This window comes from Microbacterium sp. cx-59 (assembly GCF_020805625.1).
GTDB lineage: Bacteria > Actinomycetota > Actinomycetes > Actinomycetales > Microbacteriaceae > Microbacterium.
The window spans coordinates 1-26,101 of sequence record NZ_JAJHGO010000008.1; the positions used below are offsets into that span (position 1 = coordinate 1).

The window sequence follows — 26,101 nt, forward strand, 5'->3', positions numbered from 1 at the left end:
GTAAAAGAAAAATACTGACCAACCGGAATAAGGTCGGACAGCGAGTTTGAACTGACCAAAAGGATGCCATTACTGACAATCCATAACGCCAACCCCCAAAAAGGAGATTGGACTTGATCCAAAGGAATCTCCCTAGCCGAAGCTAGACGAGGTTATTTGGCATTTGACAAGTGCACGCTGTTGAGTTCTCAAGGATCGGACGCTCCCACCAGCTGACCTCACGGCCAACCCCGCAGGGCAACTTCACAATCGTATGGTCCGTTTCAGTCTCTGTCAAATCGGCGTTTCCGCCGGTTTGCGGTCACGTACCGGAGTACTCGACCGACTGAATCGGGCCTCCCTTCACCGACACACACCAGGAGGCGTGATCTTCAGAAGGGGGTTGTCGCTACTTGAGGGGAACGGGGCTTCAGCCTCTCCGTTCTTCCCTGTGGGGCGAACAAGTAAGAATTTACGTGGATCCCGGGGAGCGGGCAAATCCCGCCATCCCCCCGGGCGTGTCGCCCGTCTTTCCGCGGATCCGGTCCGGTTCGTGCCGGATCCTCCCCTGTTACGGCTCGGGACTCGACGATGGCGGTCACTCCCCGTGGCCGGTCGCACCGCCCGATAACGCAAGAAGACCCCCGACAAGCGGGGGTCTTCTTTTCGTTGGTGGACCTGAGGGGATTCGAACCCCTGACCTCCTCGATGCGAACGAGGCGCGCTACCAACTGCGCCACAGGCCCAAGAACCTCAACTACGTTAGCACGCACGAAACGGGCGTTCGTGCCACCGATCAGCCGGCCGCGCGGTGCTGCAGCATCCGGCGCACGTGCTCTTCGATCTCCGCGTCATCGACGTATCCCATCCGGGAGAACGCGGATGCGGCGGGCGCTGCTTCGACCGGACGCGCGGTCTCGATCGGGGTCGGCGCGGCCTTCTCCGCCTGCACGCGCTTCGCCTCCTCGAGAGCTGCTCGTCGGAGTCGCTCTCGCGCGTCGGCGGCATCGCGCATGACCGCCGCAGCGGAACCCGCGGAAGAACTCAAGGGGCGCGGCAGCGTCCGCGGCTGCCAGGTTGGGCGAGGCTCCACGGGCAGCGCCACATCCTGCACCTCGGCCGTTCGCACCGCCGGCTCGACGACGGTCGCCCGCACCGCGGCACGGACGGCCACTCTCGCCATCCGGTGGAGGGTGTACGCGCTCAGCAGCACGCCCACTCCCCCAACCCACGCGAGTGTCGTCGCCCCCGCGGATATCCAGAGCCACACTCCGACGCCGGCCGCGAGCAGGGAGAGCCCACCCACTGTCGTCGCCGTCAAGCGGGCTGCTCGACGCGCTCGCACGATTCGCGCGGCCGGCGCCGCACGAACGGCTCTCGCCTCGGCCTTCGCCAGCTCGAGTTCGACGCGCGCACGTTCGAGTTCCGCTCGCTCCTTCTCGGCCTGCGTGCGACGGGCAAGCTTCTGCTGGGCGAGCGCGGTCCGTGCGTTCAGCTCCAGCCGCACTTCCTGCGGGGTCTCACTGGTCTCCGCGAGAACGCGGAGCGCCTGATTGAGTCGCACGGCATTGCGCTCGGACGCGTTGAAGAGGTGCCGACTGTGCCAGCTCGGCAGCAGATAGAGCATCCAGAGCGCGACCGCGACGAGGAAGATCACCCCGCCGCCCCACACCTGTCCGCCCATGCGGTCAACGCTAGGCGACGAGGCCGCGCACATCGCGCAGGGCGGGGCGTGTCGCGACGCTCATTCTCCGGCGGCCGCGCGGTCTTCTGGCGGAATGTCGGCCCAGTCCTTGGGCACCCGGTTCTCCGCCCAGCGCGCCAAGACCCCCTGCGGGACGTCTTCGCGCACCAGGGCGAACGCGTAATGGTCTCGCCAGTCGCCATCGATGTGGATGTACCGCCGACGAAGCCCCTCGTACCGGAACCCCAGCTTCTGCACGATGCGGAGGCTCGCGTGGTTCTCCGGACGGATGCAGATCTCCATCCGGTGCAGACGCATCTCCTCGAAGCACATGTCGGTCGCCATCGCCACTGAGATCGGCGTGATGTCGCGGCCGGCGTACTCCCGTGAGATCCAGTAGCCGATCGTCGCGGACGCGAGCGAACCGCGCGCGATGCCCCACACGTTGAGCTGACCGGTGACCTGCCCGTCGTACTCCATGACGAACGGCACCCCGGCGCCGTCGCGATGCTGCTGCAAAAGGCGCCGGATACCGATCTTCATGTCGAGCGAGACCGCACCATCCGGGCTCGTCGCCTCCCAGGGGCTCAACCAGGACCTATTGGTCATCAGGTGGTCCTGAAGAACGCGCGCATCGCGATTGCGGATGAGCCGGATCGACACCGGCCCGTACGTCCGCGATGCCGTCAATTCCACTGTGGGGTGTCCTGACTTGGTCAGAGACCGGCCGCGAAGTCCTTCAGCCACGGACGCAGCTCCGGGCCGAGGTCGTCGCGATCGGAGGCGAGCTGCACGATCGCCTTGATGTAGTCGAGCTTGTCGCCCGTGTCGTAGCGACGGCCACCGAAGATGACACCGTACACGCCCTTCTCCGGATCGATCGCCAGTTCCTGCAGCGCATCGGTGAGCTGGATCTCGCCGCCCTTGCCGGGTTCCGTGTGCTCGAGCACCTCGAAGACGTCGGGCCCGAGGACGTACCGGCCGATGATCGCGAGGTTGGACGGAGCGTCTTCCTTCTTCGGTTTCTCCACCAGACCGGTGACCTTCACGATGCCGTCGTCATCGGTCGCCTCGACCGCGGCGACACCGTAGAGGTGCACGCTGTCGGGGTCGACCTCCATGAGGGCGATGATGCTGGCGCCGCGCTTGTCGTACTCCGAGAGCATCGTGGTGAGCAGCGGATCGCGCTCGTCGATCAGGTCGTCGCCGAGCAGAACCGCGAACGGGTGGTCGCCGACGTGGGCCTGCGCACGCAGCACGGCGTGCCCGAGTCCCTTGGGCTCGCCCTGACGCACCATGTGCACGTCGGCGAGGTCGGAGGAGTGCTCCACCTTGGCGAGCTTGTCTTCGTCGCCCTTCTCACGCAGTTTCGCCTCGAGCTCGGGCATCGAATCGAAGTGGTTCGCAATGTTGTTCTTGTTGCGACCGATGATGATGAGCACGTCGCTGATGCCGGCATTCGCCGCCTCTTCGACGACGTACTGGATGGCGGGCTTGTCGACCACCGGCAGCATCTCTTTCGGCATGGCCTTCGTGGCCGGCAGGAAACGAGTGCCGAGACCGGCAGCGGGGATCACGGCTTTGAAGGGCTTATGCGACATGGGCCGATCCTATCGGGCGGGGGAACTTAGACTCGTCTGCATGTCGGACGTGATAGATCAGGCCAAGCGGGCGCTGCGAGCGGACCTGAGGGAACGTCGTCAGAACCTCACGGATGCTGCCCGGGAGGCCGCCGCCGTGGGTATCGCCGAGCAGCTCGACGCGCTCGTGGCCGCCACCGGTGCGACGAGCGTCTCGTGCTTCCTGTCGATGACGACCGAGCCCGACACCCGGCGTTTCGTCCGCGAGGCCGTCGGACGCGGCATCCGCGTGCTCCTCCCCGTCACCCGCGTCGACGGACTGCTCGATTGGGCCGTCGCGACCGCCGACGGAGAGATCGCCGAGGGCCTGTTCGGACTGCCCGAGCCCGTCGGCGAACTGCTCGGGCCGATCGCGGTCAACGACGTCGACCTCATGATCATCCCCGCCGCCGCCGTCGACCGACACGGGATGCGGCTCGGCTGGGGACGTGGATACTTCGACAAGACGATCGGCTCGATGGAGGGCTGCCCGCCGGTGTACGCGGTCATCTTCGACTCCGAGCTCGTCGACGACGTGCCCCGCGACAAGCACGACCAACCTGTTTCCGGCGTCGTGACGCCGACCCGTACCGTTGACCTGCGTCGCGCAGGCTGATTACCCGTTCCAGGAGCACGATGCCCACCTACGCCTACGCCTGCAAGTCCTGCGGCCACCGTTTCGACGCCGTCCAGGCGTTCTCCGACTCGGCGCTGACCGAGTGCCCCGTCTGCGGGGGTGAGCTGCGCAAGCAATACGGCTCGATCGGTGTCACCTTCAACGGATCCGGTTTCTACCGCACCGACTCCCGCGCAGCGGCCGGCGGCTCGTCGAGCTCGAACGGCTCGTCGAGCTCGAACGGCTCGTCGAGCAGCGAGAAGAAGTCCGACTCCGGCAGCTCCACGGGTGGTGGGTCGGGCGCGAGTTCGGCATCATCGACGTCAGGGACGACGTCGTCTTCCGCACCCGCGGCATCCTGACCGTCTCGCGCGACATCGATAGGAGCTTCTGATGATCAAGGGTTTCAAAGAGTTCATCATGCGCGGCAACGTCATCGACCTCGCGGTCGCTGTCGTCATCGGAGCGGCGTTCACCGCGATCATCAACGCGATCGTCACGGGGCTCATCAACCCGCTGATCGGCGTGATCTTCCAGCTCGGCGACATGTCGACCTGGGTGTGGGCCGTGCCGACGCTCTCGGGCAGCACATCGAACTTCCTCATCGGACCGATCCTGACCGCGCTGATCAACTTCGTGGCCGTTGCGGCGATCGTGTACTTCGTGTTCGTCTTCCCGATGAACAAGTGGAAGGAACGCCAGGCGGCCCGCGCGGGCGTGACCGAGCCCGAGGAGTCGAAGCTGCCGACCGAGCAGGAGCTCCTCATCCAGATCCGCGATCTGCTCGAGAAGCAGAACAAGCCCTCGCTCTGAGACCGCTCAGCGCCGCGCGATTCTCCCCGCGAGCGCCTCAGTAATGCGGGGGAACGTCACGCCGCATCCGCTCATCGTTCGGACCTCCGTCCGACGGAGCGGATGCGGCGTCGTCGCGTTCGGGAAGGTCGGGGGCGTCGACGGCCCCGGGCGCCGAGGTCAGCTTGGCCCGTCGCGATCCGCGCACCCGTTCGACGCGCTGACGCGGCTCACTCGATGACATCGATCGGCTGGGTCGAGGCGTGCTCTCCGCCGCCGATCCCGAGCAGACCCGCGACGCGTGCCGCGACGGAGGCGGGATCGCTGTACAGGTCGAAGGCGTGCACGCGCACGTAGTGCCAGCCGAGGCGGCGCAGGATCTGGGGGCGCAGACGCAGCGATTCGCGGAGCGACTCGTCCCGGGTCTCCGGATCGCACTCCACCACGACGGCCTTGCCCTCGTGGTGGGCGACCAGCGGCAGGAGGCCGCGGTAGTCGATGTCGACGTCGACGCCCAGGGCCCGGAGCTCGCGGGCGAGGACGCGCGTGGTCGCGTCGGCGAGATCTTCGAGTCGGTGCTCGCGATCGCGCGCGGCCACTCCCCCGAGGATGCTCATGAGTGTGGCGGCGCCGTGCTCGAGCCGGCCGTCTTCGAAGGCGGTCGGTCGGATCGACGAGACCACGACCATCGAGCGACGGGCGCGGGTCATGCCGACGGTCAGCAGTCGCTCACCGTCGGGGGTGGAGAGGTCACCGAAGTCGCTGAGGACGCGGCCGTGCTTGGTGAGGCCGAACCCGAGCGACAGAATCACTCGGTCGCGGCTCTCGGCGACGGATTCCTCGAGGGTGAGCACGGCGAACGGCTCGGCGGTGTCGCGCGAGACGAACTCGGCGACATCGGAGCGTCCCGCGAACGCCGCGTCGACGGCCGCACGGATGCGTTCCGCGTGCCGGCGGCTGGGAGTGACGACCATGAGCGACTCGGCGCCGCGCTGCACAGCGTGCTCGATGACGAGCGTCACGATGCGGCGGACCTCCGCATCCGGACTCTCGACCGCGCCGGAGATGGGATCGGGGGTTCCGGTGCCGCCCTCGACGTAGTCGATGCTGAGGCTGCCGCGTCCGAGATAGGACCCGGCCCACGGGAGGGAGACGATCTCGCCGCCGTAGAACGCGTCGTTCACAAGCCGGGCGAGGTCTTCGCCGCCGGCCCGGTACGAGCGCGTGAGGGTGGCGACGTCGACGAGTCCGGCGAGGCGCTCGAAGACCGAGGTCTCATCGAACGGCTCATCGAATTCGTCGGACTCGGTGCGAACCCCGGCCCCCACCGCGAACGGGGTGGGCTTCTGCGTCACCGGGTCACCGAACACGACGACCTGGCGGGCGCGGCGAAGCGCGGGGGCGGCCTCGGCGAGACAGAGGGCCGCCGCATCCGCGATGATCACGACATCGAATGCCGGGGCCTCGGGAATGTCGGGTACTTCGTAGGGCGATGCGAGCCACACCGGCGCGAGGACTTTGAGGAGCGTCGGCGCCGTGCGGACGAGCTGTTCGGGATCGGAGACACCGTTCTTCAGCGCCTGCTTGAGCGCGGCCGCTTCACCGGCGTAGTCGACGATGCCGATCTTCCACTGCGTGGCGAGCTGGGCAGCCAGGAGCGGACCGGATGCGGCCGCGTGCGCTTCGTCGACGAGTCGGAAATCCCGTTCGAGCCGGTCGAGCACCGCAGTGTTCGCGCCGAGGAGCGCGCGGTCGGTGCGCAGCAGGTGCTCGAGGGCCGACTGCCACCACGCGAACTCGAGCTCGGCGGAGACGTGCTCTTCGGGCACGTGCCGCACCGAGAGCTCAGTGAGAAGGGGGGCGAGGCCGGCGCGATCGAGCTCGCTGCGGAGCGTGGCACGCTCGACCAGGTTCTCGAAGTACTCGGACTCTGCGCCGAGGCCGGCCAGCGTGCGCATGAGGTGGGCGACGGGCAGCGAGGCGAGGCGCGCAGACTCCCGGCGACGCAGGATCTCATCGAGTTCGCCGAGCTGCGCGTGCACGCGCTGCCAGGCGACATGCACGTCCGCAAGGCCGGTAGGCACCTCGGGCATGACGCCCGCCTCGACCAGCCGCTGCCAGTCGGCGCGCTGCTGCTGGATGCGGACGAGGGCTTCGTACATGTCGCCGACGTGGACGCCCGCACGCACGTACTCGCGCGACAGCCGCTTGAGCCGGCGACGGTTGGCACTGCTCATCGACGCGGCGTCGCGCTTGGGTGAGTGCGCCTGGATGAGCTCGATCAGGGGGCGCTCGAACACCGACGGCGAGAACTTGTCGAGCGTCTCGCGGATGCCCTGCAGCAGGCGCAGGTACTCGCCGAGTTCGTCGACGGTGCGGAATGGCCGCATCCGGGTCTGCGCGATGAGCTCGTAGCCGCGCTCGAGCAGGTTCGGCACGTCCTGTCCGCTGAGTCGACCGGCGACCGCGTGCGCGGCGCGGGCCGCAACGGTCGTTTCGAACGAGACGCCGTACCAGGGCGAATCGTCGGGGCCGAAACGGAACTCGCCGAGTTTCGCCGCGGCCACGAGCTTCGCGGCTGCGATGTGACGGTTGTCGCGCAGGCGCTGCAGCGTCGCGATGTCGAAGCGCGCGGTGGTCGAGGGCGCCGTGTCGAGAGTGGTGAGCTCGGTGAGCCGGCGCACGACATCGAGCGCGGACGCGCCGAGGCTCGGATGCTGCACAGTCAGGGCACCGCGGTAGTCCCGGAGCACCGTGCGCAAACGCACGAGCGCGTCGTCGATGTCAGACACCTTCGGCTGCGTGGCCTTCTCGTTGCGGCCGATCGCCCGGATGAGGTCGCGGTGCAGCTGGCGCGGGGTGACCGCGAGGCCGTCGAGACCGATGCCGGCGAGCCGGTGGCGCACGCCGTCGAGCGTCGAGCGGCGAGCGCTGACGACCAGCACCCGCTTTCCGCTCTGCACGAGAGCACCGACGGCGTTGATGACGGTCTGCGTGCCGCCCGTTCCGGGCAGCGTGTGCACGGCGAGCGAGTGCCCGGCGGCGATGCGCGCCAGCACGGCTTCCTGCTCCGCATCCGCGTCCAGAAGAAGCGTGTCGGCGGCCGGGGTGCGGTCGTCGGGGCTCGTCACCGTGGGCAGCGCCGGACGCAGCGAGAGTCGCTCGCGATCCGCGATGTGTCCGCCGAGGGCGTTCAGCACCGGGTGGTCGAGGTCGGCCGTATCGCGCGCCATCCCCGAGCCGACGTCGGCGAAGGTCGAGACGACGAGCCGCGGCGTGACGGTGAAGGTGGGCACGTGCGTCGTCAGCGCGCGCAGGTGGTCGATGACCGGCTGCGGGCGGAAAACGTTGCCGTCGTGCGCGAGAGACGCGAGCGCCACCGGATCGAGGTGGATGCCGAAGTGCGTGCCGAGCGCGCGAACCAGCTCCGGGTTCACGGTGAACGCGCCGCGGAGCTTCAGCTCGAAATCGGTGTGATGGCGGCGGATGGCGAGCGGACGGAGAAGCACCGGCGCCGTGCAGACGATGCCGCCGATGCGCCAGGACGCCATCCCGACGGCGAGCGCCACCGTCTCGAGGCCGCGGGCCGTACGCAGTTCGACGTTCTTCGCCGTGATGCGCTCGGCCGCCAGCCGTGCCGTGCGAAGCGCCACCTCGTCGCGGTACAGGTTCGACAGAAGAGTGGAGCGGCCGGTCAGGAACTGCGGCAGGCTCCCCGGGTGGGCCTTGTTGATGTCGATGCCGTGCTCGGACGTGTCCTCGTAGAAGAGGAGTGTCGACTTGCCACCCAGTAGCGCCGCCTGCGCGCGCACGCGGGCGCGCTCGGGCTCCGCCGCATTCGTCACGCTGACCCCGGGCTCGGCGACGCCAAGATCGCCGGGGCGAACGGGATGCGTCGCCTCGACGTCGTCCTTGCCGGCTGTCGCCGTACCTTCTCCACGCCACACACGAGTCACCTTAGGCGTGAGAACGCCGCCTACCGCTCATTCCCGCCCGGGTTTCGCGCTATTGGGCGACTCGCCGGTCTGATCGGCTGTTCCTCCCCAGGCGACGAATCGTCCCGATCCATCCCCCACTCGCCGCTTCGCCGATCGGATGCGAGTGTCCGCCGCAATGATGGGGATATGACGACCGCGACCTTCCGCATCCACCCGACTCCGGTGGGCGATGCACTGCTTCTCCATTCGGATGCGGGCCTGATCGGGCTCGAGATCCTCGACGCACCCCTCGGTGCCGCGCTCGAACCGTGGGTCGGCGCGCTCCGTTCCGTACCCGTGCACGACGAGGCCGCGGGAGATGAGACCGCCCGGCAGCTCGATGAGTACTTCGACGGCGATCGGTCGGATTTCGATCTGCCGATCGACCTGTCGGCGGTGAACGGGTTCCATCGGCTCGCGCTCGAGGCCGTGCGCCGCATCCCGTACGGCGAAACCGCCAGCTACGGCGAAGTCGCCATCTCGGCCGGCACCGCAGGCGCCGCGCGCGCCGTCGGCACCGCCTGCCGGTTGACCCCGATCTCGCTCGTCGTTCCCGTGCATCGCGTCGTGCGCGCCGACGGGTCGATCGGCGAGTACGGCGGGCGACCCGAGATCAAGCGCTACCTGCTCGATCTCGAGGACACGCATCGTCCGGCGGGCGTGTAGGCCGCCCGCCGGACGATGTCGCTCAGTGGTCGGTCGCCTTCTCGGCGCCGAATCCCGTCAGCGATCGCACGTCCATCTCCGCCGCCTTGCGAGGATCTTCGACCCGGCGAGACGTCACCGATCCGAGCCAGCCGAGGAAGAAGCCGAGCGGGATCGACACGATGCCGGGGTTGTTCAACGGCCAGATCGCCACGCCGACGTTCTTGAACACGCTCGTCTCCGTCCCCCAGAACACGGGCGACAGCACGATGAGGATGATCGCCGCAGCGAGGCCGCCGTACATGCTCCACACCGCACCGCGGGTCGAGAACCGACGCCAGAACAGCGAGAACAAAATCGTCGGCAGGTTGGCCGATGCCGCCACCGCGAACGCGAGTGCCACGAGGAACGCGACGTTCTGACCCTGCACCCCGATCCCACCGATGATGGCGAGGATGCCGATGACGATCACGGTCCGTCGCGCGACCTTCACCTCACCATCCGGCGGCACGTTGCCCTTCTTCACGACGCTCGCGTAGATGTCGTGAGCGAAGGATGCCGCGGCCGTGATCGTGAGACCCGCCACCACCGCGAGGATCGTCGCGAAAGCGACCGCGGAGATGAAGCCGAGTAGCACCGGGCCTCCGAGGTAGAGCGCGAGGAGCGGCGCCGCGGAATTGACCCCGCCCGGAGCAGCCGCGATGGTCTCCGGCCCGACGAGCGCACCGGCGCCGTATCCGAGCACGAGGGTCAGCAGGTAGAAGAGGCCGATGAGCCAGATGGCCCAGACGACGGATCGCCGCGCCTCTTTCGCGGTGGGCACCGTATAGAAGCGCATCAGCACGTGCGGGAGTCCGGCCGTACCGAGCACGAGGGCGATCGCCAGCGAGATGAAGTCCCACGGGTTCTTGCCGTACTGGAGTCCGGGGCCGAGCACCTTGTCGCCCTGCGGCGACGCGGCGACCGCGCTCTCGAGGAGAGTGTTGAGGTTGAACCCGTTGATCGCCAGCACCCACACCGTCATGACGACCGCGCCGCCGATGAGCAGGAACGCCTTGACGATCTGCACCCAGGTGGTTCCCTTCATTCCGCCGATCAGCACGTAGACGATCATGAGGAGCCCCACCACGGCCACGACGATCGACTGACCGATCTTGTCGTTGATTCCGAGCAGCAGCGACACGAGGCCACCGGCGCCGGCCATCTGCGCGAGCAGATAGAAGAAGCACACGGCGAGTGTCGTGATGGCCGCCGCCATCCGGACCGGGCGCTCTTTGAGGCCCAAAGGAATCTCCCTAGCCGAAGCTAGACGAGGTTATTTGGCATTTGACAAGTGCACGCTGTTGAGTTCTCAAGGATCGGACGCTCCCACCAGCTGACCTCACGGCCAACCCCGCAGGGCAACTTCACAATCGTATGGTCCGTTTCAGTCTCTGTCAAATCGGCGTTTCCGCCGGTTTGCGGTCACGTACCGGAGTACTCGACCGACTGAATCGGGCCTCCCTTCACCGACACACACCAGGAGGCGTGATCTTCAGAAGGGGGTTGTCGCTACTTGAGGGGAACGGGGCTTCAGCCTCTCCGTTCTTCCCTGTGGGGCGAACAAGTAAGAATTTACGTGGATCCCGGGGAGCGGGCAAATCCCGCCATCCCCCCGGGCGTGTCGCCCGTCTTTCCGCGGATCCGGTCCGGTTCGTGCCGGATCCTCCCCTGTTACGGCTCGGGACTCGACGATGGCGGTCACTCCCCGTGGCCGGTCGCACCGCCCGATAACGCAAGAAGACCCCCGACAAGCGGGGGTCTTCTTTTCGTTGGTGGACCTGAGGGGATTCGAACCCCTGACCTCCTCGATGCGAACGAGGCGCGCTACCAACTGCGCCACAGGCCCAAGAACCTCAACTACGTTAGCACGCACGAAACGGGCGTTCGTGCCACCGATCAGCCGGCCGCGCGGTGCTGCAGCATCCGGCGCACGTGCTCTTCGATCTCCGCGTCATCGACGTATCCCATCCGGGAGAACGCGGATGCGGCGGGCGCTGCTTCGACCGGACGCGCGGTCTCGATCGGGGTCGGCGCGGCCTTCTCCGCCTGCACGCGCTTCGCCTCCTCGAGAGCTGCTCGTCGGAGTCGCTCTCGCGCGTCGGCGGCATCGCGCATGACCGCCGCAGCGGAACCCGCGGAAGAACTCAAGGGGCGCGGCAGCGTCCGCGGCTGCCAGGTTGGGCGAGGCTCCACGGGCAGCGCCACATCCTGCACCTCGGCCGTTCGCACCGCCGGCTCGACGACGGTCGCCCGCACCGCGGCACGGACGGCCACTCTCGCCATCCGGTGGAGGGTGTACGCGCTCAGCAGCACGCCCACTCCCCCAACCCACGCGAGTGTCGTCGCCCCCGCGGATATCCAGAGCCACACTCCGACGCCGGCCGCGAGCAGGGAGAGCCCACCCACTGTCGTCGCCGTCAAGCGGGCTGCTCGACGCGCTCGCACGATTCGCGCGGCCGGCGCCGCACGAACGGCTCTCGCCTCGGCCTTCGCCAGCTCGAGTTCGACGCGCGCACGTTCGAGTTCCGCTCGCTCCTTCTCGGCCTGCGTGCGACGGGCAAGCTTCTGCTGGGCGAGCGCGGTCCGTGCGTTCAGCTCCAGCCGCACTTCCTGCGGGGTCTCACTGGTCTCCGCGAGAACGCGGAGCGCCTGATTGAGTCGCACGGCATTGCGCTCGGACGCGTTGAAGAGGTGCCGACTGTGCCAGCTCGGCAGCAGATAGAGCATCCAGAGCGCGACCGCGACGAGGAAGATCACCCCGCCGCCCCACACCTGTCCGCCCATGCGGTCAACGCTAGGCGACGAGGCCGCGCACATCGCGCAGGGCGGGGCGTGTCGCGACGCTCATTCTCCGGCGGCCGCGCGGTCTTCTGGCGGAATGTCGGCCCAGTCCTTGGGCACCCGGTTCTCCGCCCAGCGCGCCAAGACCCCCTGCGGGACGTCTTCGCGCACCAGGGCGAACGCGTAATGGTCTCGCCAGTCGCCATCGATGTGGATGTACCGCCGACGAAGCCCCTCGTACCGGAACCCCAGCTTCTGCACGATGCGGAGGCTCGCGTGGTTCTCCGGACGGATGCAGATCTCCATCCGGTGCAGACGCATCTCCTCGAAGCACATGTCGGTCGCCATCGCCACTGAGATCGGCGTGATGTCGCGGCCGGCGTACTCCCGTGAGATCCAGTAGCCGATCGTCGCGGACGCGAGCGAACCGCGCGCGATGCCCCACACGTTGAGCTGACCGGTGACCTGCCCGTCGTACTCCATGACGAACGGCACCCCGGCGCCGTCGCGATGCTGCTGCAAAAGGCGCCGGATACCGATCTTCATGTCGAGCGAGACCGCACCATCCGGGCTCGTCGCCTCCCAGGGGCTCAACCAGGACCTATTGGTCATCAGGTGGTCCTGAAGAACGCGCGCATCGCGATTGCGGATGAGCCGGATCGACACCGGCCCGTACGTCCGCGATGCCGTCAATTCCACTGTGGGGTGTCCTGACTTGGTCAGAGACCGGCCGCGAAGTCCTTCAGCCACGGACGCAGCTCCGGGCCGAGGTCGTCGCGATCGGAGGCGAGCTGCACGATCGCCTTGATGTAGTCGAGCTTGTCGCCCGTGTCGTAGCGACGGCCACCGAAGATGACACCGTACACGCCCTTCTCCGGATCGATCGCCAGTTCCTGCAGCGCATCGGTGAGCTGGATCTCGCCGCCCTTGCCGGGTTCCGTGTGCTCGAGCACCTCGAAGACGTCGGGCCCGAGGACGTACCGGCCGATGATCGCGAGGTTGGACGGAGCGTCTTCCTTCTTCGGTTTCTCCACCAGACCGGTGACCTTCACGATGCCGTCGTCATCGGTCGCCTCGACCGCGGCGACACCGTAGAGGTGCACGCTGTCGGGGTCGACCTCCATGAGGGCGATGATGCTGGCGCCGCGCTTGTCGTACTCCGAGAGCATCGTGGTGAGCAGCGGATCGCGCTCGTCGATCAGGTCGTCGCCGAGCAGAACCGCGAACGGGTGGTCGCCGACGTGGGCCTGCGCACGCAGCACGGCGTGCCCGAGTCCCTTGGGCTCGCCCTGACGCACCATGTGCACGTCGGCGAGGTCGGAGGAGTGCTCCACCTTGGCGAGCTTGTCTTCGTCGCCCTTCTCACGCAGTTTCGCCTCGAGCTCGGGCATCGAATCGAAGTGGTTCGCAATGTTGTTCTTGTTGCGACCGATGATGATGAGCACGTCGCTGATGCCGGCATTCGCCGCCTCTTCGACGACGTACTGGATGGCGGGCTTGTCGACCACCGGCAGCATCTCTTTCGGCATGGCCTTCGTGGCCGGCAGGAAACGAGTGCCGAGACCGGCAGCGGGGATCACGGCTTTGAAGGGCTTATGCGACATGGGCCGATCCTATCGGGCGGGGGAACTTAGACTCGTCTGCATGTCGGACGTGATAGATCAGGCCAAGCGGGCGCTGCGAGCGGACCTGAGGGAACGTCGTCAGAACCTCACGGATGCTGCCCGGGAGGCCGCCGCCGTGGGTATCGCCGAGCAGCTCGACGCGCTCGTGGCCGCCACCGGTGCGACGAGCGTCTCGTGCTTCCTGTCGATGACGACCGAGCCCGACACCCGGCGTTTCGTCCGCGAGGCCGTCGGACGCGGCATCCGCGTGCTCCTCCCCGTCACCCGCGTCGACGGACTGCTCGATTGGGCCGTCGCGACCGCCGACGGAGAGATCGCCGAGGGCCTGTTCGGACTGCCCGAGCCCGTCGGCGAACTGCTCGGGCCGATCGCGGTCAACGACGTCGACCTCATGATCATCCCCGCCGCCGCCGTCGACCGACACGGGATGCGGCTCGGCTGGGGACGTGGATACTTCGACAAGACGATCGGCTCGATGGAGGGCTGCCCGCCGGTGTACGCGGTCATCTTCGACTCCGAGCTCGTCGACGACGTGCCCCGCGACAAGCACGACCAACCTGTTTCCGGCGTCGTGACGCCGACCCGTACCGTTGACCTGCGTCGCGCAGGCTGATTACCCGTTCCAGGAGCACGATGCCCACCTACGCCTACGCCTGCAAGTCCTGCGGCCACCGTTTCGACGCCGTCCAGGCGTTCTCCGACTCGGCGCTGACCGAGTGCCCCGTCTGCGGGGGTGAGCTGCGCAAGCAATACGGCTCGATCGGTGTCACCTTCAACGGATCCGGTTTCTACCGCACCGACTCCCGCGCAGCGGCCGGCGGCTCGTCGAGCTCGAACGGCTCGTCGAGCTCGAACGGCTCGTCGAGCAGCGAGAAGAAGTCCGACTCCGGCAGCTCCACGGGTGGTGGGTCGGGCGCGAGTTCGGCATCATCGACGTCAGGGACGACGTCGTCTTCCGCACCCGCGGCATCCTGACCGTCTCGCGCGACATCGATAGGAGCTTCTGATGATCAAGGGTTTCAAAGAGTTCATCATGCGCGGCAACGTCATCGACCTCGCGGTCGCTGTCGTCATCGGAGCGGCGTTCACCGCGATCATCAACGCGATCGTCACGGGGCTCATCAACCCGCTGATCGGCGTGATCTTCCAGCTCGGCGACATGTCGACCTGGGTGTGGGCCGTGCCGACGCTCTCGGGCAGCACATCGAACTTCCTCATCGGACCGATCCTGACCGCGCTGATCAACTTCGTGGCCGTTGCGGCGATCGTGTACTTCGTGTTCGTCTTCCCGATGAACAAGTGGAAGGAACGCCAGGCGGCCCGCGCGGGCGTGACCGAGCCCGAGGAGTCGAAGCTGCCGACCGAGCAGGAGCTCCTCATCCAGATCCGCGATCTGCTCGAGAAGCAGAACAAGCCCTCGCTCTGAGACCGCTCAGCGCCGCGCGATTCTCCCCGCGAGCGCCTCAGTAATGCGGGGGAACGTCACGCCGCATCCGCTCATCGTTCGGACCTCCGTCCGACGGAGCGGATGCGGCGTCGTCGCGTTCGGGAAGGTCGGGGGCGTCGACGGCCCCGGGCGCCGAGGTCAGCTTGGCCCGTCGCGATCCGCGCACCCGTTCGACGCGCTGACGCGGCTCACTCGATGACATCGATCGGCTGGGTCGAGGCGTGCTCTCCGCCGCCGATCCCGAGCAGACCCGCGACGCGTGCCGCGACGGAGGCGGGATCGCTGTACAGGTCGAAGGCGTGCACGCGCACGTAGTGCCAGCCGAGGCGGCGCAGGATCTGGGGGCGCAGACGCAGCGATTCGCGGAGCGACTCGTCCCGGGTCTCCGGATCGCACTCCACCACGACGGCCTTGCCCTCGTGGTGGGCGACCAGCGGCAGGAGGCCGCGGTAGTCGATGTCGACGTCGACGCCCAGGGCCCGGAGCTCGCGGGCGAGGACGCGCGTGGTCGCGTCGGCGAGATCTTCGAGTCGGTGCTCGCGATCGCGCGCGGCCACTCCCCCGAGGATGCTCATGAGTGTGGCGGCGCCGTGCTCGAGCCGGCCGTCTTCGAAGGCGGTCGGTCGGATCGACGAGACCACGACCATCGAGCGACGGGCGCGGGTCATGCCGACGGTCAGCAGTCGCTCACCGTCGGGGGTGGAGAGGTCACCGAAGTCGCTGAGGACGCGGCCGTGCTTGGTGAGGCCGAACCCGAGCGACAGAATCACTCGGTCGCGGCTCTCGGCGACGGATTCCTCGAGGGTGAGCACGGCGAACGGCTCGGCGGTGTCGCGCGAGACGAACTCGGCGACATCGGAGCGTCCCGCGAACGCCGCGTCGACGGCCGCACGGATGCGTTCCGCGTGCCGGCGGCTGGGAGTGACGACCATGAGCGACTCGGCGCCGCGCTGCACAGCGTGCTCGATGACGAGCGTCACGATGCGGCGGACCTCCGCATCCGGACTCTCGACCGCGCCGGAGATGGGATCGGGGGTTCCGGTGCCGCCCTCGACGTAGTCGATGCTGAGGCTGCCGCGTCCGAGATAGGACCCGGCCCACGGGAGGGAGACGATCTCGCCGCCGTAGAACGCGTCGTTCACAAGCCGGGCGAGGTCTTCGCCGCCGGCCCGGTACGAGCGCGTGAGGGTGGCGACGTCGACGAGTCCGGCGAGGCGCTCGAAGACCGAGGTCTCATCGAACGGCTCATCGAATTCGTCGGACTCGGTGCGAACCCCGGCCCCCACCGCGAACGGGGTGGGCTTCTGCGTCACCGGGTCACCGAACACGACGACCTGGCGGGCGCGGCGAAGCGCGGGGGCGGCCTCGGCGAGACAGAGGGCCGCCGCATCCGCGATGATCACGACATCGAATGCCGGGGCCTCGGGAATGTCGGGTACTTCGTAGGGCGATGCGAGCCACACCGGCGCGAGGACTTTGAGGAGCGTCGGCGCCGTGCGGACGAGCTGTTCGGGATCGGAGACACCGTTCTTCAGCGCCTGCTTGAGCGCGGCCGCTTCACCGGCGTAGTCGACGATGCCGATCTTCCACTGCGTGGCGAGCTGGGCAGCCAGGAGCGGACCGGATGCGGCCGCGTGCGCTTCGTCGACGAGTCGGAAATCCCGTTCGAGCCGGTCGAGCACCGCAGTGTTCGCGCCGAGGAGCGCGCGGTCGGTGCGCAGCAGGTGCTCGAGGGCCGACTGCCACCACGCGAACTCGAGCTCGGCGGAGACGTGCTCTTCGGGCACGTGCCGCACCGAGAGCTCAGTGAGAAGGGGGGCGAGGCCGGCGCGATCGAGCTCGCTGCGGAGCGTGGCACGCTCGACCAGGTTCTCGAAGTACTCGGACTCTGCGCCGAGGCCGGCCAGCGTGCGCATGAGGTGGGCGACGGGCAGCGAGGCGAGGCGCGCAGACTCCCGGCGACGCAGGATCTCATCGAGTTCGCCGAGCTGCGCGTGCACGCGCTGCCAGGCGACATGCACGTCCGCAAGGCCGGTAGGCACCTCGGGCATGACGCCCGCCTCGACCAGCCGCTGCCAGTCGGCGCGCTGCTGCTGGATGCGGACGAGGGCTTCGTACATGTCGCCGACGTGGACGCCCGCACGCACGTACTCGCGCGACAGCCGCTTGAGCCGGCGACGGTTGGCACTGCTCATCGACGCGGCGTCGCGCTTGGGTGAGTGCGCCTGGATGAGCTCGATCAGGGGGCGCTCGAACACCGACGGCGAGAACTTGTCGAGCGTCTCGCGGATGCCCTGCAGCAGGCGCAGGTACTCGCCGAGTTCGTCGACGGTGCGGAATGGCCGCATCCGGGTCTGCGCGATGAGCTCGTAGCCGCGCTCGAGCAGGTTCGGCACGTCCTGTCCGCTGAGTCGACCGGCGACCGCGTGCGCGGCGCGGGCCGCAACGGTCGTTTCGAACGAGACGCCGTACCAGGGCGAATCGTCGGGGCCGAAACGGAACTCGCCGAGTTTCGCCGCGGCCACGAGCTTCGCGGCTGCGATGTGACGGTTGTCGCGCAGGCGCTGCAGCGTCGCGATGTCGAAGCGCGCGGTGGTCGAGGGCGCCGTGTCGAGAGTGGTGAGCTCGGTGAGCCGGCGCACGACATCGAGCGCGGACGCGCCGAGGCTCGGATGCTGCACAGTCAGGGCACCGCGGTAGTCCCGGAGCACCGTGCGCAAACGCACGAGCGCGTCGTCGATGTCAGACACCTTCGGCTGCGTGGCCTTCTCGTTGCGGCCGATCGCCCGGATGAGGTCGCGGTGCAGCTGGCGCGGGGTGACCGCGAGGCCGTCGAGACCGATGCCGGCGAGCCGGTGGCGCACGCCGTCGAGCGTCGAGCGGCGAGCGCTGACGACCAGCACCCGCTTTCCGCTCTGCACGAGAGCACCGACGGCGTTGATGACGGTCTGCGTGCCGCCCGTTCCGGGCAGCGTGTGCACGGCGAGCGAGTGCCCGGCGGCGATGCGCGCCAGCACGGCTTCCTGCTCCGCATCCGCGTCCAGAAGAAGCGTGTCGGCGGCCGGGGTGCGGTCGTCGGGGCTCGTCACCGTGGGCAGCGCCGGACGCAGCGAGAGTCGCTCGCGATCCGCGATGTGTCCGCCGAGGGCGTTCAGCACCGGGTGGTCGAGGTCGGCCGTATCGCGCGCCATCCCCGAGCCGACGTCGGCGAAGGTCGAGACGACGAGCCGCGGCGTGACGGTGAAGGTGGGCACGTGCGTCGTCAGCGCGCGCAGGTGGTCGATGACCGGCTGCGGGCGGAAAACGTTGCCGTCGTGCGCGAGAGACGCGAGCGCCACCGGATCGAGGTGGATGCCGAAGTGCGTGCCGAGCGCGCGAACCAGCTCCGGGTTCACGGTGAACGCGCCGCGGAGCTTCAGCTCGAAATCGGTGTGATGGCGGCGGATGGCGAGCGGACGGAGAAGCACCGGCGCCGTGCAGACGATGCCGCCGATGCGCCAGGACGCCATCCCGACGGCGAGCGCCACCGTCTCGAGGCCGCGGGCCGTACGCAGTTCGACGTTCTTCGCCGTGATGCGCTCGGCCGCCAGCCGTGCCGTGCGAAGCGCCACCTCGTCGCGGTACAGGTTCGACAGAAGAGTGGAGCGGCCGGTCAGGAACTGCGGCAGGCTCCCCGGGTGGGCCTTGTTGATGTCGATGCCGTGCTCGGACGTGTCCTCGTAGAAGAGGAGTGTCGACTTGCCACCCAGTAGCGCCGCCTGCGCGCGCACGCGGGCGCGCTCGGGCTCCGCCGCATTCGTCACGCTGACCCCGGGCTCGGCGACGCCAAGATCGCCGGGGCGAACGGGATGCGTCGCCTCGACGTCGTCCTTGCCGGCTGTCGCCGTACCTTCTCCACGCCACACACGAGTCACCTTAGGCGTGAGAACGCCGCCTACCGCTCATTCCCGCCCGGGTTTCGCGCTATTGGGCGACTCGCCGGTCTGATCGGCTGTTCCTCCCCAGGCGACGAATCGTCCCGATCCATCCCCCACTCGCCGCTTCGCCGATCGGATGCGAGTGTCCGCCGCAATGATGGGGATATGACGACCGCGACCTTCCGCATCCACCCGACTCCGGTGGGCGATGCACTGCTTCTCCATTCGGATGCGGGCCTGATCGGGCTCGAGATCCTCGACGCACCCCTCGGTGCCGCGCTCGAACCGTGGGTCGGCGCGCTCCGTTCCGTACCCGTGCACGACGAGGCCGCGGGAGATGAGACCGCCCGGCAGCTCGATGAGTACTTCGACGGCGATCGGTCGGATTTCGATCTGCCGATCGACCTGTCGGCGGTGAACGGGTTCCATCGGCTCGCGCTCGAGGCCGTGCGCCGCATCCCGTACGGCGAAACCGCCAGCTACGGCGAAGTCGCCATCTCGGCCGGCACCGCAGGCGCCGCGCGCGCCGTCGGCACCGCCTGCCGGTTGACCCCGATCTCGCTCGTCGTTCCCGTGCATCGCGTCGTGCGCGCCGACGGGTCGATCGGCGAGTACGGCGGGCGACCCGAGATCAAGCGCTACCTGCTCGATCTCGAGGACACGCATCGTCCGGCGGGCGTGTAGGCCGCCCGCCGGACGATGTCGCTCAGTGGTCGGTCGCCTTCTCGGCGCCGAATCCCGTCAGCGATCGCACGTCCATCTCCGCCGCCTTGCGAGGATCTTCGACCCGGCGAGACGTCACCGATCCGAGCCAGCCGAGGAAGAAGCCGAGCGGGATCGACACGATGCCGGGGTTGTTCAACGGCCAGATCGCCACGCCGACGTTCTTGAACACGCTCGTCTCCGTCCCCCAGAACACGGGCGACAGCACGATGAGGATGATCGCCGCAGCGAGGCCGCCGTACATGCTCCACACCGCACCGCGGGTCGAGAACCGACGCCAGAACAGCGAGAACAAAATCGTCGGCAGGTTGGCCGATGCCGCCACCGCGAACGCGAGTGCCACGAGGAACGCGACGTTCTGACCCTGCACCCCGATCCCACCGATGATGGCGAGGATGCCGATGACGATCACGGTCCGTCGCGCGACCTTCACCTCACCATCCGGCGGCACGTTGCCCTTCTTCACGACGCTCGCGTAGATGTCGTGAGCGAAGGATGCCGCGGCCGTGATCGTGAGACCCGCCACCACCGCGAGGATCGTCGCGAAAGCGACCGCGGAGATGAAGCCGAGTAGCACCGGGCCTCCGAGGTAGAGCGCGAGGAGCGGCGCCGCGGAATTGACCCCGCCCGGAGCAGCCGCGATGGTCTCCGGCCCGACGAGCGCACCGGCGCCGTATCCGAGCACGAGGGTCAGCAGGTAGAAGAGGCCGATGAGCCAGATGGCCCAGACGACGGATCGCCGCGCCTCTTTCGCGGTGGGCACCGTATAGAAGCGCATCAGCACGTGCGGGAGTCCGGCCGTACCGAGCACGAGGGCGATCGCCAGCGAGATGAAGTCCCACGGGTTCTTGCCGTACTGGAGTCCGGGGCCGAGCACCTTGTCGCCCTGCGGCGACGCGGCGACCGCGCTCTCGAGGAGAGTGTTGAGGTTGAACCCGTTGATCGCCAGCACCCACACCGTCATGACGACCGCGCCGCCGATGAGCAGGAACGCCTTGACGATCTGCACCCAGGTGGTTCCCTTCATTCCGCCGATCAGCACGTAGACGATCATGAGGAGCCCCACCACGGCCACGACGATCGACTGACCGATCTTGTCGTTGATTCCGAGCAGCAGCGACACGAGGCCACCGGCGCCGGCCATCTGCGCGAGCAGATAGAAGAAGCACACGGCGAGTGTCGTGATGGCCGCCGCCATCCGGACCGGGCGCTCTTTGAGGCGGAAGGAAAGCACGTCGGCCATCGTGAATCGGCCGGTGTTGCGCATGAGTTCGGCGACGAGCAGCAGCGCGACCAGCCACGCCACGAGGAAGCCGATCGAATAGAGGAATCCGTCGTAGCCGTTGATGGCGATCGCGCCGCAGATACCGAGGAAGGATGCCGCCGACAGATAGTCGCCGGCGATGGCGAACCCGTTCTGCGGTCCGGTGAAAGAGCGGCCCGCGGCGTAGTAATCGGCTGCGGTCTTGTTGTTGCGTGATGCGCGAATGACGATGAACAACGTCACCGCCACGAACGCCGCGAAGATGGAGATATTCAGGACGGGGTCGTTCTCCACGGTCTGCACGGCCGTGTGGATGGCGCCGAATACGTCGTTCATGCGTTGCCTCCGGTGCGACGCTCGAGGTCTTCACGGATTGCGCGTGACTGCGGGTCGAGTTTCTTGTTCGCGTATGCGACGTAGCCCATCGTGATGGCGAAGGTCGTCACGAACTGCCCGAGTCCGAGCAGAAGCCCCACGGTGATGTCTCCCGATACGCGCTGCGACATGAATTCCCCCGCGAAGGAGGAGAGCAGCACGTAGGCGAAATACCAGACGAGGAAGGCGATGGCGAGCGGGAACACGAAGCTCCGCTGACTCTTCTTCAACCTCTGGAACTGTTCGGACTCTTCGACCGCGATGTAGTCGACACCGTCGTGCGATGCCGATCGATCATGCTCGTCAGTCATGTGGCCTCCTTGCCTCATGGCGGTGGCGCATCGTTGCGCCGTCACCCCCGCGGCAGGTTCTTGCCCGGTGGTATGGTCGACGCTACGAAGACCGGCGACGATGCCGACACCTCCGGAAGTAGGTAGCGCAGCGTGGTGCACCTCGGCTCCATCAGCGATCAGCAGCTCCTTTCTCGTGCCGTCCACGACCTCGTGCGACGCACGCGCTTTCCCGTGGCCTTCGGCGGACTCGTCGAAGATCACGCCGTCCGCGTGACGTCAATCGTCGGCGCGCGGGGGCGCAGTATCGAAGGCCTGATCGTCGAGAAAGCCCGCGGACTCGGGGGGCGCGCGCTGATCGAGGGGCGACCACGGCTGACGCTCGACTACCGCACTGCGCGCGGCATCACCCACGACTACGACCGGGCGATCCTCGGCGAAGGGATCGCAACGCTGTTCGCGGTGCCGGTGGTCGCGGCCGGACGCGCGCGGGCGATGGTCTACTGCGGATCGTGGTCGGAATCGGCGGTCGACGAGGGCGCCGCTCGACCCGCGCTCCGGATCGCCGACGAGTTCGCCACCGAACTCCGCATCCGGGATGAAGTGTCTCGCCGCCTCGACCAGGCGTCGTCGGGAACGGCCCCCGACGCGGACGGGCTCGACGGTGCCGCACGGGAAGAGGTGCGCGAGAGCTTCGCCGAACTGCGCAGCATCGCGGCGACCGTGACGGATGCGGAATTGCGCGCGCGCCTGACACATGTCGAGCAGCGCCTCGCCGCTGTCGCCCGCGGCGACGCCGCACCATCGGACCCGGCAGTGCAGCTGTCACCGCGCGAAGTGGATGTGCTCGCCTGCGCCGCGCTCGGCGCGACGAACTCGGAGATCGCCGCGGAGCTCGCGCTACGAGAAACGACGGTGAAGTCCTACCTCGGCGCCGCGATGTCGAAACTCGACGCGTCGACGCGGCACGCAGCGGTTCCAAAAGCGCGCCGCGCGGGCCTCCTCCCCTGACCCACTCCCTTCACGCGCCACAGCTGCACGCTTTCCACGTCGTATTCCGCGCATTCACGACACAGGAACCGGGGAATGCCGGGTGCGGAGAATGCGAAAAGCCATACCGCACAGGAAACGATGTTGTGCAATTCGGCAAGCGCTCATAATTTGCGCACTAAGGTGGCGACATGGCACGCAGAATTGTTCATCAGCTTGTAGACGACTTCGACGGATCGGTTCTCGAGGTGGGTGAGGGCGAGACCGTCCTTTTCTCCCTCGACGGCACCGCATATGAGATCGACCTGTCCAGCGAGAATGCGACCGCTCTTCGTGAGGCGTTCGCCCCGTACCTCTCCGCCGCACGCAGCGTCTCATCGTCGCGTTCTAGCGGGTCGAGCAGCGCGGGTCGCCCGCGTCGCCGCGCGGAGCAGCGCGACTACACCGAGATCCGCGCGTGGGCGAAGGCCAACGGGCACCAGGTCTCGGAGCGCGGTCGGGTTCCTTCCGCGGTGCTCGAGGCATACGACGCCGCGCACTGACCGCAGTGTTCGCGCGCAGCCCGTTTGCGGTTGACGCGCGAGCACTGATCTGTTCGGAACGGGCACCCGGGTGTCGTGCGGGGGACCTCAGCGGCGGGCGCGCAGCGCATCCTCGACGCGGCGCACGGCCGCGACGCCACCCTCGGCGAGCGCGACGCGCTCCGCGGGGCGTTCGAGGTAGAACCGCACGATAGCCGCGACCTCGTTCGGATCAGAACCCAGCGCGAGCATCGGCGCGAGAACCGGGCGCCCTGCTCCCCCGCGCGGCACGAGCGACAGCTTCGCCACGGGGCCGGCGGCGACGCTCACGTCGGCGAGATCTTCCCAGCGCCAGTCCACGCCCGCGGAGCCCCGGATGCCGCGCAGCCGCTCGGTCGTCAACTCCAACCCGGCGGGCACCCGCACCCGCCACAGCTGCACCGCGAGAGTCACGAGCCCCAGGATCCCAAGCGCGTAAGGGGCGCGGGAGACGATGCCGCCCGACATCGTCGGAAGGCCCTGGGTGTCGACGACAAGCTGCGCGATCCCGGGAAGAAGAAGCGCGACCGCGACGGCGAACATCGGGAGGGTCGCTGCGGCGGGAGGAGCGAATCGCAGGCCGGCCGCATCCTCGTCCACGCGCACGACCCGGGGTTCGATCGCACCGAACATGCGGTGGAGCGAGATGCCGATTGTCAGGATCGTGACCGCCAACGCGCCCATCACCAACCGGAATCCCCCTCGGCCATCGGCGACGGCGAGGAACGCCGGCAGCAGGGCGACCGCCGTCACCAGCCACGCCAATGCCCGCGGGTTCCGACCGTTCGGGTACACCGGCGCCCGCTGCCCGTCGGCGGGCAGCACCCGGGGACTCATCCGCTGCAGGCTCATTCGCTCATCATCCCCCGGGCACCGGGCGAGAACGGGGCGAGGGAGGGGTGTATCCCTCGAGACGTGGCGGTCCGCCGGTGAAGAAGTCGTCGATCGTCTCACGGGAGTCCAGAGGCACCGCCGCTTCCCACAACCAGCGCGCGCCCGATCCGACGGCGATGCCGCCGACCACGACACCGCCGATGACCCAGCCGACCGGGTTGCTGCCGAGCGCGACCGCGATGCCGCCGGCAGCGGCGCCGCCGGCGAGCCCTCCCGCCGCCCCGCCCGCTGCCTCGGCGACACCGGAGCTGAGCGAACCGCCATCCGCCACATCCGAGGCGATCGAGACGACCTCGAGAACCGTGCCCGCGACGGGGATGACCTTCGCGAACCGCGAGACGCGACCGATCTGCTCGGCGATCTCTTCGGCACCCGCGGCCATCGCTCTCGGGTCGGCCGCCTCGGCTGCCGCACGAACCGCAGGGTTACCCGACCGCAGCTGGTTCCGGAAGGTCTCGGCCGAATCCTGCAGCGTGTCGTGCTGCGTGCGCCACTCGCCGAGGGTGTCGCTGTTGAACCGGTCGTAGCCGTCCAGCACCGCACCGGCCAGATCGTCGTTGCCGGGCGCAGACAACGCGTCGACGGTTCCGGAGAGTTCTCGCAGCTCCTCGACCCGCTCGACGAGCGGAACGATGTTCTCACCGATCCAGACGTCCAGCTGACCCATGGTCGTTCCGACCTGGGTGCCGAGGTCGTTGTAGCTGGCGACCTTGTCGGTGTAGTCCTCGTACTCCTCGAGATCCTCGGCGGGAGCGCCGGGCGCCGGGCAGTACTGCAGATTCGTCGTCGGCGGGAAGACCGTGTCGCCCACGACCTGGAGGCCCACCTCCCCCGCCTGGAACAGAAGCGTCTCGAAGTCCTCCTGTGCGCGTTCGAGACGGTTCGCGTAGGCACGGAAGACCTCGGTCGCGTCGCCGAGGAACCCGGGAACGCCCATCGCGCGGCTCCGCACCGTCCCGACCGTGTCACGCCAGGAGCTGCCCGATTCTCCGGTCCAGTAGTAGTTCGAGTCGCTCCAGACGGCGGTCAGCTCGACGTCCGTGTCGGTCATGCTCGATTTCACGGAGTCGAGCCAGTCCGCGACGGCACGCACGCTCTCCGGCGAGCCCGGCATCTTCACCTGGATCGACATCAGCCCTCCAGCTCCGCCTCGAGGCCGGACAGGTCGTCGGCGATTTCCGCGTCCGCGGCCAAGGAATCCGCCAGTACCTCGTTCGTGATCGCGGCGATCAACCGCACCGCGCCGGCGTACTCGTTCGCCGCTTCCGCGCCGGCAGACGAGATGAAGCCGATCATGGCGGATGCGGCGCCTGCATCCGCCGGTCCCGGAATGTCGGCGAGAGCCGCGTCGAGGTCGTCGACGTAGGTCACGACGTCGCCCATCCGCCGTTCCATGTTGTCGCGGTCGATGTAGATCGGATCGCTCATGCGAGACGCCCGTCGACGATCTGGGTGAACGGGATGTCGAGGTCGAACGCGACGACGTCGAACGGCTGACCCTCACGGATGGTGCCGAGTTCGGAGGTCATCAGCAGCATCCACGGCTGGTTCTTGCCGCACTTGTCAGCGAGGCGATCGAGCGCCGTGTACGCGAGGAGTCCGCGGCGACCGTCGGCGAGCTTTCGCACGACGGCCATCTGCCCCTCGCTCTCGGGGTTGTCGATCAGCGGCAGATAGAGCGCCGGCGGCACGATGACCTCCGGCTGCTCGATATGTGCGTCTTCTCGGATCCAGCGCGCCATCCGGTTCCCCCACCTCGACTCGTGTGCCGACGAGTCTAACCAGGGCGTGCGGCCCGGAAGACCCCCTGTGCACGAAGCGTGCACCGTCGGCAAGTCCGCGCGCGCAGGTGCGCGGACCGCCTACCGTTGCATTACCACC

Annotated in this window: 26 protein-coding genes, 2 tRNA genes and 1 pseudogene; 10 read left to right on the forward strand and 19 right to left on the reverse strand. The window is 68.0% G+C overall.

The features are described 5' to 3' along the window. Positions 1 to 649 precede the first annotated feature (649 nt). The 4 genes from LMI96_RS10725 to galU (LMI96_RS10740) form a co-directional block, all read right to left on the reverse strand. Positions 650 to 725, reverse strand: a tRNA-Ala gene (locus tag LMI96_RS10725). A 50-nt stretch (positions 726 to 775) separates the two neighbouring features. Beyond that, positions 776 to 1,663: a large exoprotein gene (locus tag LMI96_RS10730; protein WP_228361475.1), complete on the reverse strand. Its 888-nt coding sequence runs from the start codon at positions 1,661 to 1,663 to the stop codon at positions 776 to 778. Between the two features lie 60 nt (positions 1,664 to 1,723). Further along, positions 1,724 to 2,359, reverse strand: coding sequence for a GNAT family N-acetyltransferase (locus LMI96_RS10735; RefSeq protein ID WP_223723026.1), 636 nt, complete (start codon positions 2,357 to 2,359; stop codon positions 1,724 to 1,726). Between the two features lie 20 nt (positions 2,360 to 2,379). Continuing rightward, a complete protein-coding gene (galU, locus tag LMI96_RS10740) occupies positions 2,380 to 3,264 on the reverse strand; it encodes a UTP--glucose-1-phosphate uridylyltransferase GalU (protein WP_223723025.1) in 885 nt (294 codons plus the stop codon). Between the two features lie 40 nt (positions 3,265 to 3,304). Between galU (LMI96_RS10740) and LMI96_RS10745 the strand changes: the two genes are divergently transcribed. The 3 genes from LMI96_RS10745 to mscL (LMI96_RS10755) are packed head-to-tail and all read left to right on the forward strand — an operon-like array spanning position 3,305 to position 4,711. After that, positions 3,305 to 3,898: a 5-formyltetrahydrofolate cyclo-ligase gene (locus tag LMI96_RS10745; protein ID WP_228361476.1), complete on the forward strand. Its 594-nt coding sequence runs from the start codon at positions 3,305 to 3,307 to the stop codon at positions 3,896 to 3,898. Positions 3,899 to 3,918: 20 nt separating this feature from the next. Continuing rightward, complete coding sequence (locus LMI96_RS10750; protein ID WP_228361477.1) at positions 3,919 to 4,260, forward strand: FmdB family zinc ribbon protein; 342 nt, start codon at positions 3,919 to 3,921, stop codon at positions 4,258 to 4,260. 31 nt (positions 4,261 to 4,291) lie between these two features. Further along, the gene (mscL, locus tag LMI96_RS10755; protein WP_223723022.1) at positions 4,292 to 4,711 is read left to right on the forward strand and encodes a large conductance mechanosensitive channel protein MscL; all 420 of its coding nucleotides are present in this window, start codon (positions 4,292 to 4,294) and stop codon (positions 4,709 to 4,711) included. Positions 4,712 to 4,748: 37 nt separating this feature from the next. Here the strand turns inward: mscL (LMI96_RS10755) and LMI96_RS10760 are convergent, their stop codons facing one another. Continuing rightward, positions 4,749 to 4,934, reverse strand: a complete 186-nt coding sequence (locus LMI96_RS10760) for a hypothetical protein (protein ID WP_228361478.1) — start codon at positions 4,932 to 4,934, stop codon at positions 4,749 to 4,751. Further along, positions 4,921 to 8,637, reverse strand: a complete 3,717-nt coding sequence (locus LMI96_RS10765) for an AAA family ATPase (RefSeq protein ID WP_228361479.1) — start codon at positions 8,635 to 8,637, stop codon at positions 4,921 to 4,923. Before LMI96_RS10765 ends, LMI96_RS10760 begins: the two co-directional genes overlap by 14 nt. A 177-nt stretch (positions 8,638 to 8,814) precedes the next feature. Between LMI96_RS10765 and LMI96_RS10770 the strand changes: the two genes are divergently transcribed. Beyond that, positions 8,815 to 9,333, forward strand: a complete 519-nt coding sequence (locus LMI96_RS10770; RefSeq protein WP_228361480.1) for a methylated-DNA--[protein]-cysteine S-methyltransferase — start codon at positions 8,815 to 8,817, stop codon at positions 9,331 to 9,333. A 22-nt stretch (positions 9,334 to 9,355) separates the two neighbouring features. Here LMI96_RS10770 and LMI96_RS10775 read toward each other — a convergent pair. From LMI96_RS10775 to galU (LMI96_RS10795), 5 genes and pseudogenes are all read right to left on the reverse strand, one after another. After that, a pseudogene (locus LMI96_RS10775) lies at positions 9,356 to 10,591 on the reverse strand (cation acetate symporter); the annotation flags it as partial. A gap of 533 nt (positions 10,592 to 11,124) precedes the next feature. Further along, positions 11,125 to 11,200: transfer RNA gene (locus LMI96_RS10780), tRNA-Ala, on the reverse strand. 50 nt (positions 11,201 to 11,250) lie between these two features. Next, positions 11,251 to 12,138, reverse strand: coding sequence for a large exoprotein (locus LMI96_RS10785; protein WP_228361475.1), 888 nt, complete (start codon positions 12,136 to 12,138; stop codon positions 11,251 to 11,253). A gap of 60 nt (positions 12,139 to 12,198) precedes the next feature. After that, entirely contained in the window at positions 12,199 to 12,834 is a 636-nt protein-coding gene (locus LMI96_RS10790) for a GNAT family N-acetyltransferase (protein WP_223723026.1), read from the reverse strand. A 20-nt stretch (positions 12,835 to 12,854) separates the two neighbouring features. Beyond that, on the reverse strand, positions 12,855 to 13,739 hold the full coding sequence (galU, locus tag LMI96_RS10795; protein WP_223723025.1) for a UTP--glucose-1-phosphate uridylyltransferase GalU: 885 nt from the start codon (positions 13,737 to 13,739) through the stop codon (positions 12,855 to 12,857). A gap of 40 nt (positions 13,740 to 13,779) precedes the next feature. Here galU (LMI96_RS10795) and LMI96_RS10800 point away from each other — a divergent pair, with 40 nt between their 5' ends. The 3 genes from LMI96_RS10800 to mscL (LMI96_RS10810) are packed head-to-tail and all read left to right on the forward strand — an operon-like array spanning position 13,780 to position 15,186. Further along, positions 13,780 to 14,373 (forward strand): 5-formyltetrahydrofolate cyclo-ligase, encoded by a 594-nt coding sequence (locus tag LMI96_RS10800; protein ID WP_228361476.1) that lies wholly within the window; start codon positions 13,780 to 13,782, stop codon positions 14,371 to 14,373. A 20-nt stretch (positions 14,374 to 14,393) separates the two neighbouring features. After that, the gene (locus tag LMI96_RS10805; RefSeq protein ID WP_228361477.1) at positions 14,394 to 14,735 is read left to right on the forward strand and encodes an FmdB family zinc ribbon protein; all 342 of its coding nucleotides are present in this window, start codon (positions 14,394 to 14,396) and stop codon (positions 14,733 to 14,735) included. Positions 14,736 to 14,766: 31 nt separating this feature from the next. Then, the gene (gene mscL, locus LMI96_RS10810) at positions 14,767 to 15,186 is read left to right on the forward strand and encodes a large conductance mechanosensitive channel protein MscL (RefSeq protein WP_223723022.1); all 420 of its coding nucleotides are present in this window, start codon (positions 14,767 to 14,769) and stop codon (positions 15,184 to 15,186) included. A 37-nt stretch (positions 15,187 to 15,223) separates the two neighbouring features. Here the strand turns inward: mscL (LMI96_RS10810) and LMI96_RS10815 are convergent, their stop codons facing one another. Then, positions 15,224 to 15,409 (reverse strand): hypothetical protein, encoded by a 186-nt coding sequence (locus tag LMI96_RS10815; protein WP_228361478.1) that lies wholly within the window; start codon positions 15,407 to 15,409, stop codon positions 15,224 to 15,226. After that, positions 15,396 to 19,112, reverse strand: coding sequence for an AAA family ATPase (locus LMI96_RS10820; RefSeq protein WP_228361479.1), 3,717 nt, complete (start codon positions 19,110 to 19,112; stop codon positions 15,396 to 15,398). The genes LMI96_RS10815 and LMI96_RS10820 overlap by 14 nt, the downstream gene beginning before the upstream one ends. Positions 19,113 to 19,289: 177 nt before the next feature. On the opposite strand from LMI96_RS10820, the gene LMI96_RS10825 reads away from it, so the two are divergent. Beyond that, positions 19,290 to 19,808 carry a methylated-DNA--[protein]-cysteine S-methyltransferase gene (locus LMI96_RS10825; protein ID WP_228361480.1) on the forward strand — a complete coding sequence of 173 codons (519 nt, stop codon included), beginning with the start codon at positions 19,290 to 19,292 and terminating at the stop codon, positions 19,806 to 19,808. A gap of 22 nt (positions 19,809 to 19,830) precedes the next feature. Here the strand turns inward: LMI96_RS10825 and LMI96_RS10830 are convergent, their stop codons facing one another. Then, positions 19,831 to 21,447 carry a cation acetate symporter gene (locus LMI96_RS10830; RefSeq protein WP_223723019.1) on the reverse strand — a complete coding sequence of 539 codons (1,617 nt, stop codon included), beginning with the start codon at positions 21,445 to 21,447 and terminating at the stop codon, positions 19,831 to 19,833. Further along, the gene (locus LMI96_RS10835) at positions 21,444 to 21,797 is read right to left on the reverse strand and encodes a DUF485 domain-containing protein (RefSeq protein WP_223723018.1); all 354 of its coding nucleotides are present in this window, start codon (positions 21,795 to 21,797) and stop codon (positions 21,444 to 21,446) included. Before LMI96_RS10835 ends, LMI96_RS10830 begins: the two co-directional genes overlap by 4 nt. A 132-nt stretch (positions 21,798 to 21,929) precedes the next feature. On the opposite strand from LMI96_RS10835, the gene LMI96_RS10840 reads away from it, so the two are divergent. Together LMI96_RS10840 and LMI96_RS10845 are read left to right on the forward strand one after the other, a co-directional pair. After that, a complete protein-coding gene (locus tag LMI96_RS10840) occupies positions 21,930 to 22,787 on the forward strand; it encodes a LuxR C-terminal-related transcriptional regulator (protein ID WP_228361481.1) in 858 nt (285 codons plus the stop codon). Between the two features lie 170 nt (positions 22,788 to 22,957). Beyond that, on the forward strand, positions 22,958 to 23,308 hold the full coding sequence (locus LMI96_RS10845) for an Lsr2 family protein (protein WP_223723016.1): 351 nt from the start codon (positions 22,958 to 22,960) through the stop codon (positions 23,306 to 23,308). An 87-nt stretch (positions 23,309 to 23,395) separates the two neighbouring features. Here LMI96_RS10845 and LMI96_RS10850 read toward each other — a convergent pair whose 3' ends face one another. From LMI96_RS10850 to LMI96_RS10865, 4 genes are read right to left on the reverse strand one after another with little or no spacing between them, the layout of a single operon-like run. Continuing rightward, the gene (locus LMI96_RS10850) at positions 23,396 to 24,178 is read right to left on the reverse strand and encodes a hypothetical protein (protein ID WP_223723015.1); all 783 of its coding nucleotides are present in this window, start codon (positions 24,176 to 24,178) and stop codon (positions 23,396 to 23,398) included. A gap of 7 nt (positions 24,179 to 24,185) precedes the next feature. Then, positions 24,186 to 25,352, reverse strand: coding sequence for a hypothetical protein (locus LMI96_RS10855; RefSeq protein ID WP_223723014.1), 1,167 nt, complete (start codon positions 25,350 to 25,352; stop codon positions 24,186 to 24,188). Next, a complete protein-coding gene (locus tag LMI96_RS10860; RefSeq protein ID WP_223723013.1) occupies positions 25,352 to 25,648 on the reverse strand; it encodes a hypothetical protein in 297 nt (98 codons plus the stop codon). Before LMI96_RS10860 ends, LMI96_RS10855 begins: the two co-directional genes overlap by 1 nt. Next, the gene (locus LMI96_RS10865; RefSeq protein ID WP_223723012.1) at positions 25,645 to 25,962 is read right to left on the reverse strand and encodes an SAV_915 family protein; all 318 of its coding nucleotides are present in this window, start codon (positions 25,960 to 25,962) and stop codon (positions 25,645 to 25,647) included. Before LMI96_RS10865 ends, LMI96_RS10860 begins: the two co-directional genes overlap by 4 nt. Positions 25,963 to 26,101: the final 139 nt, after the last annotated feature.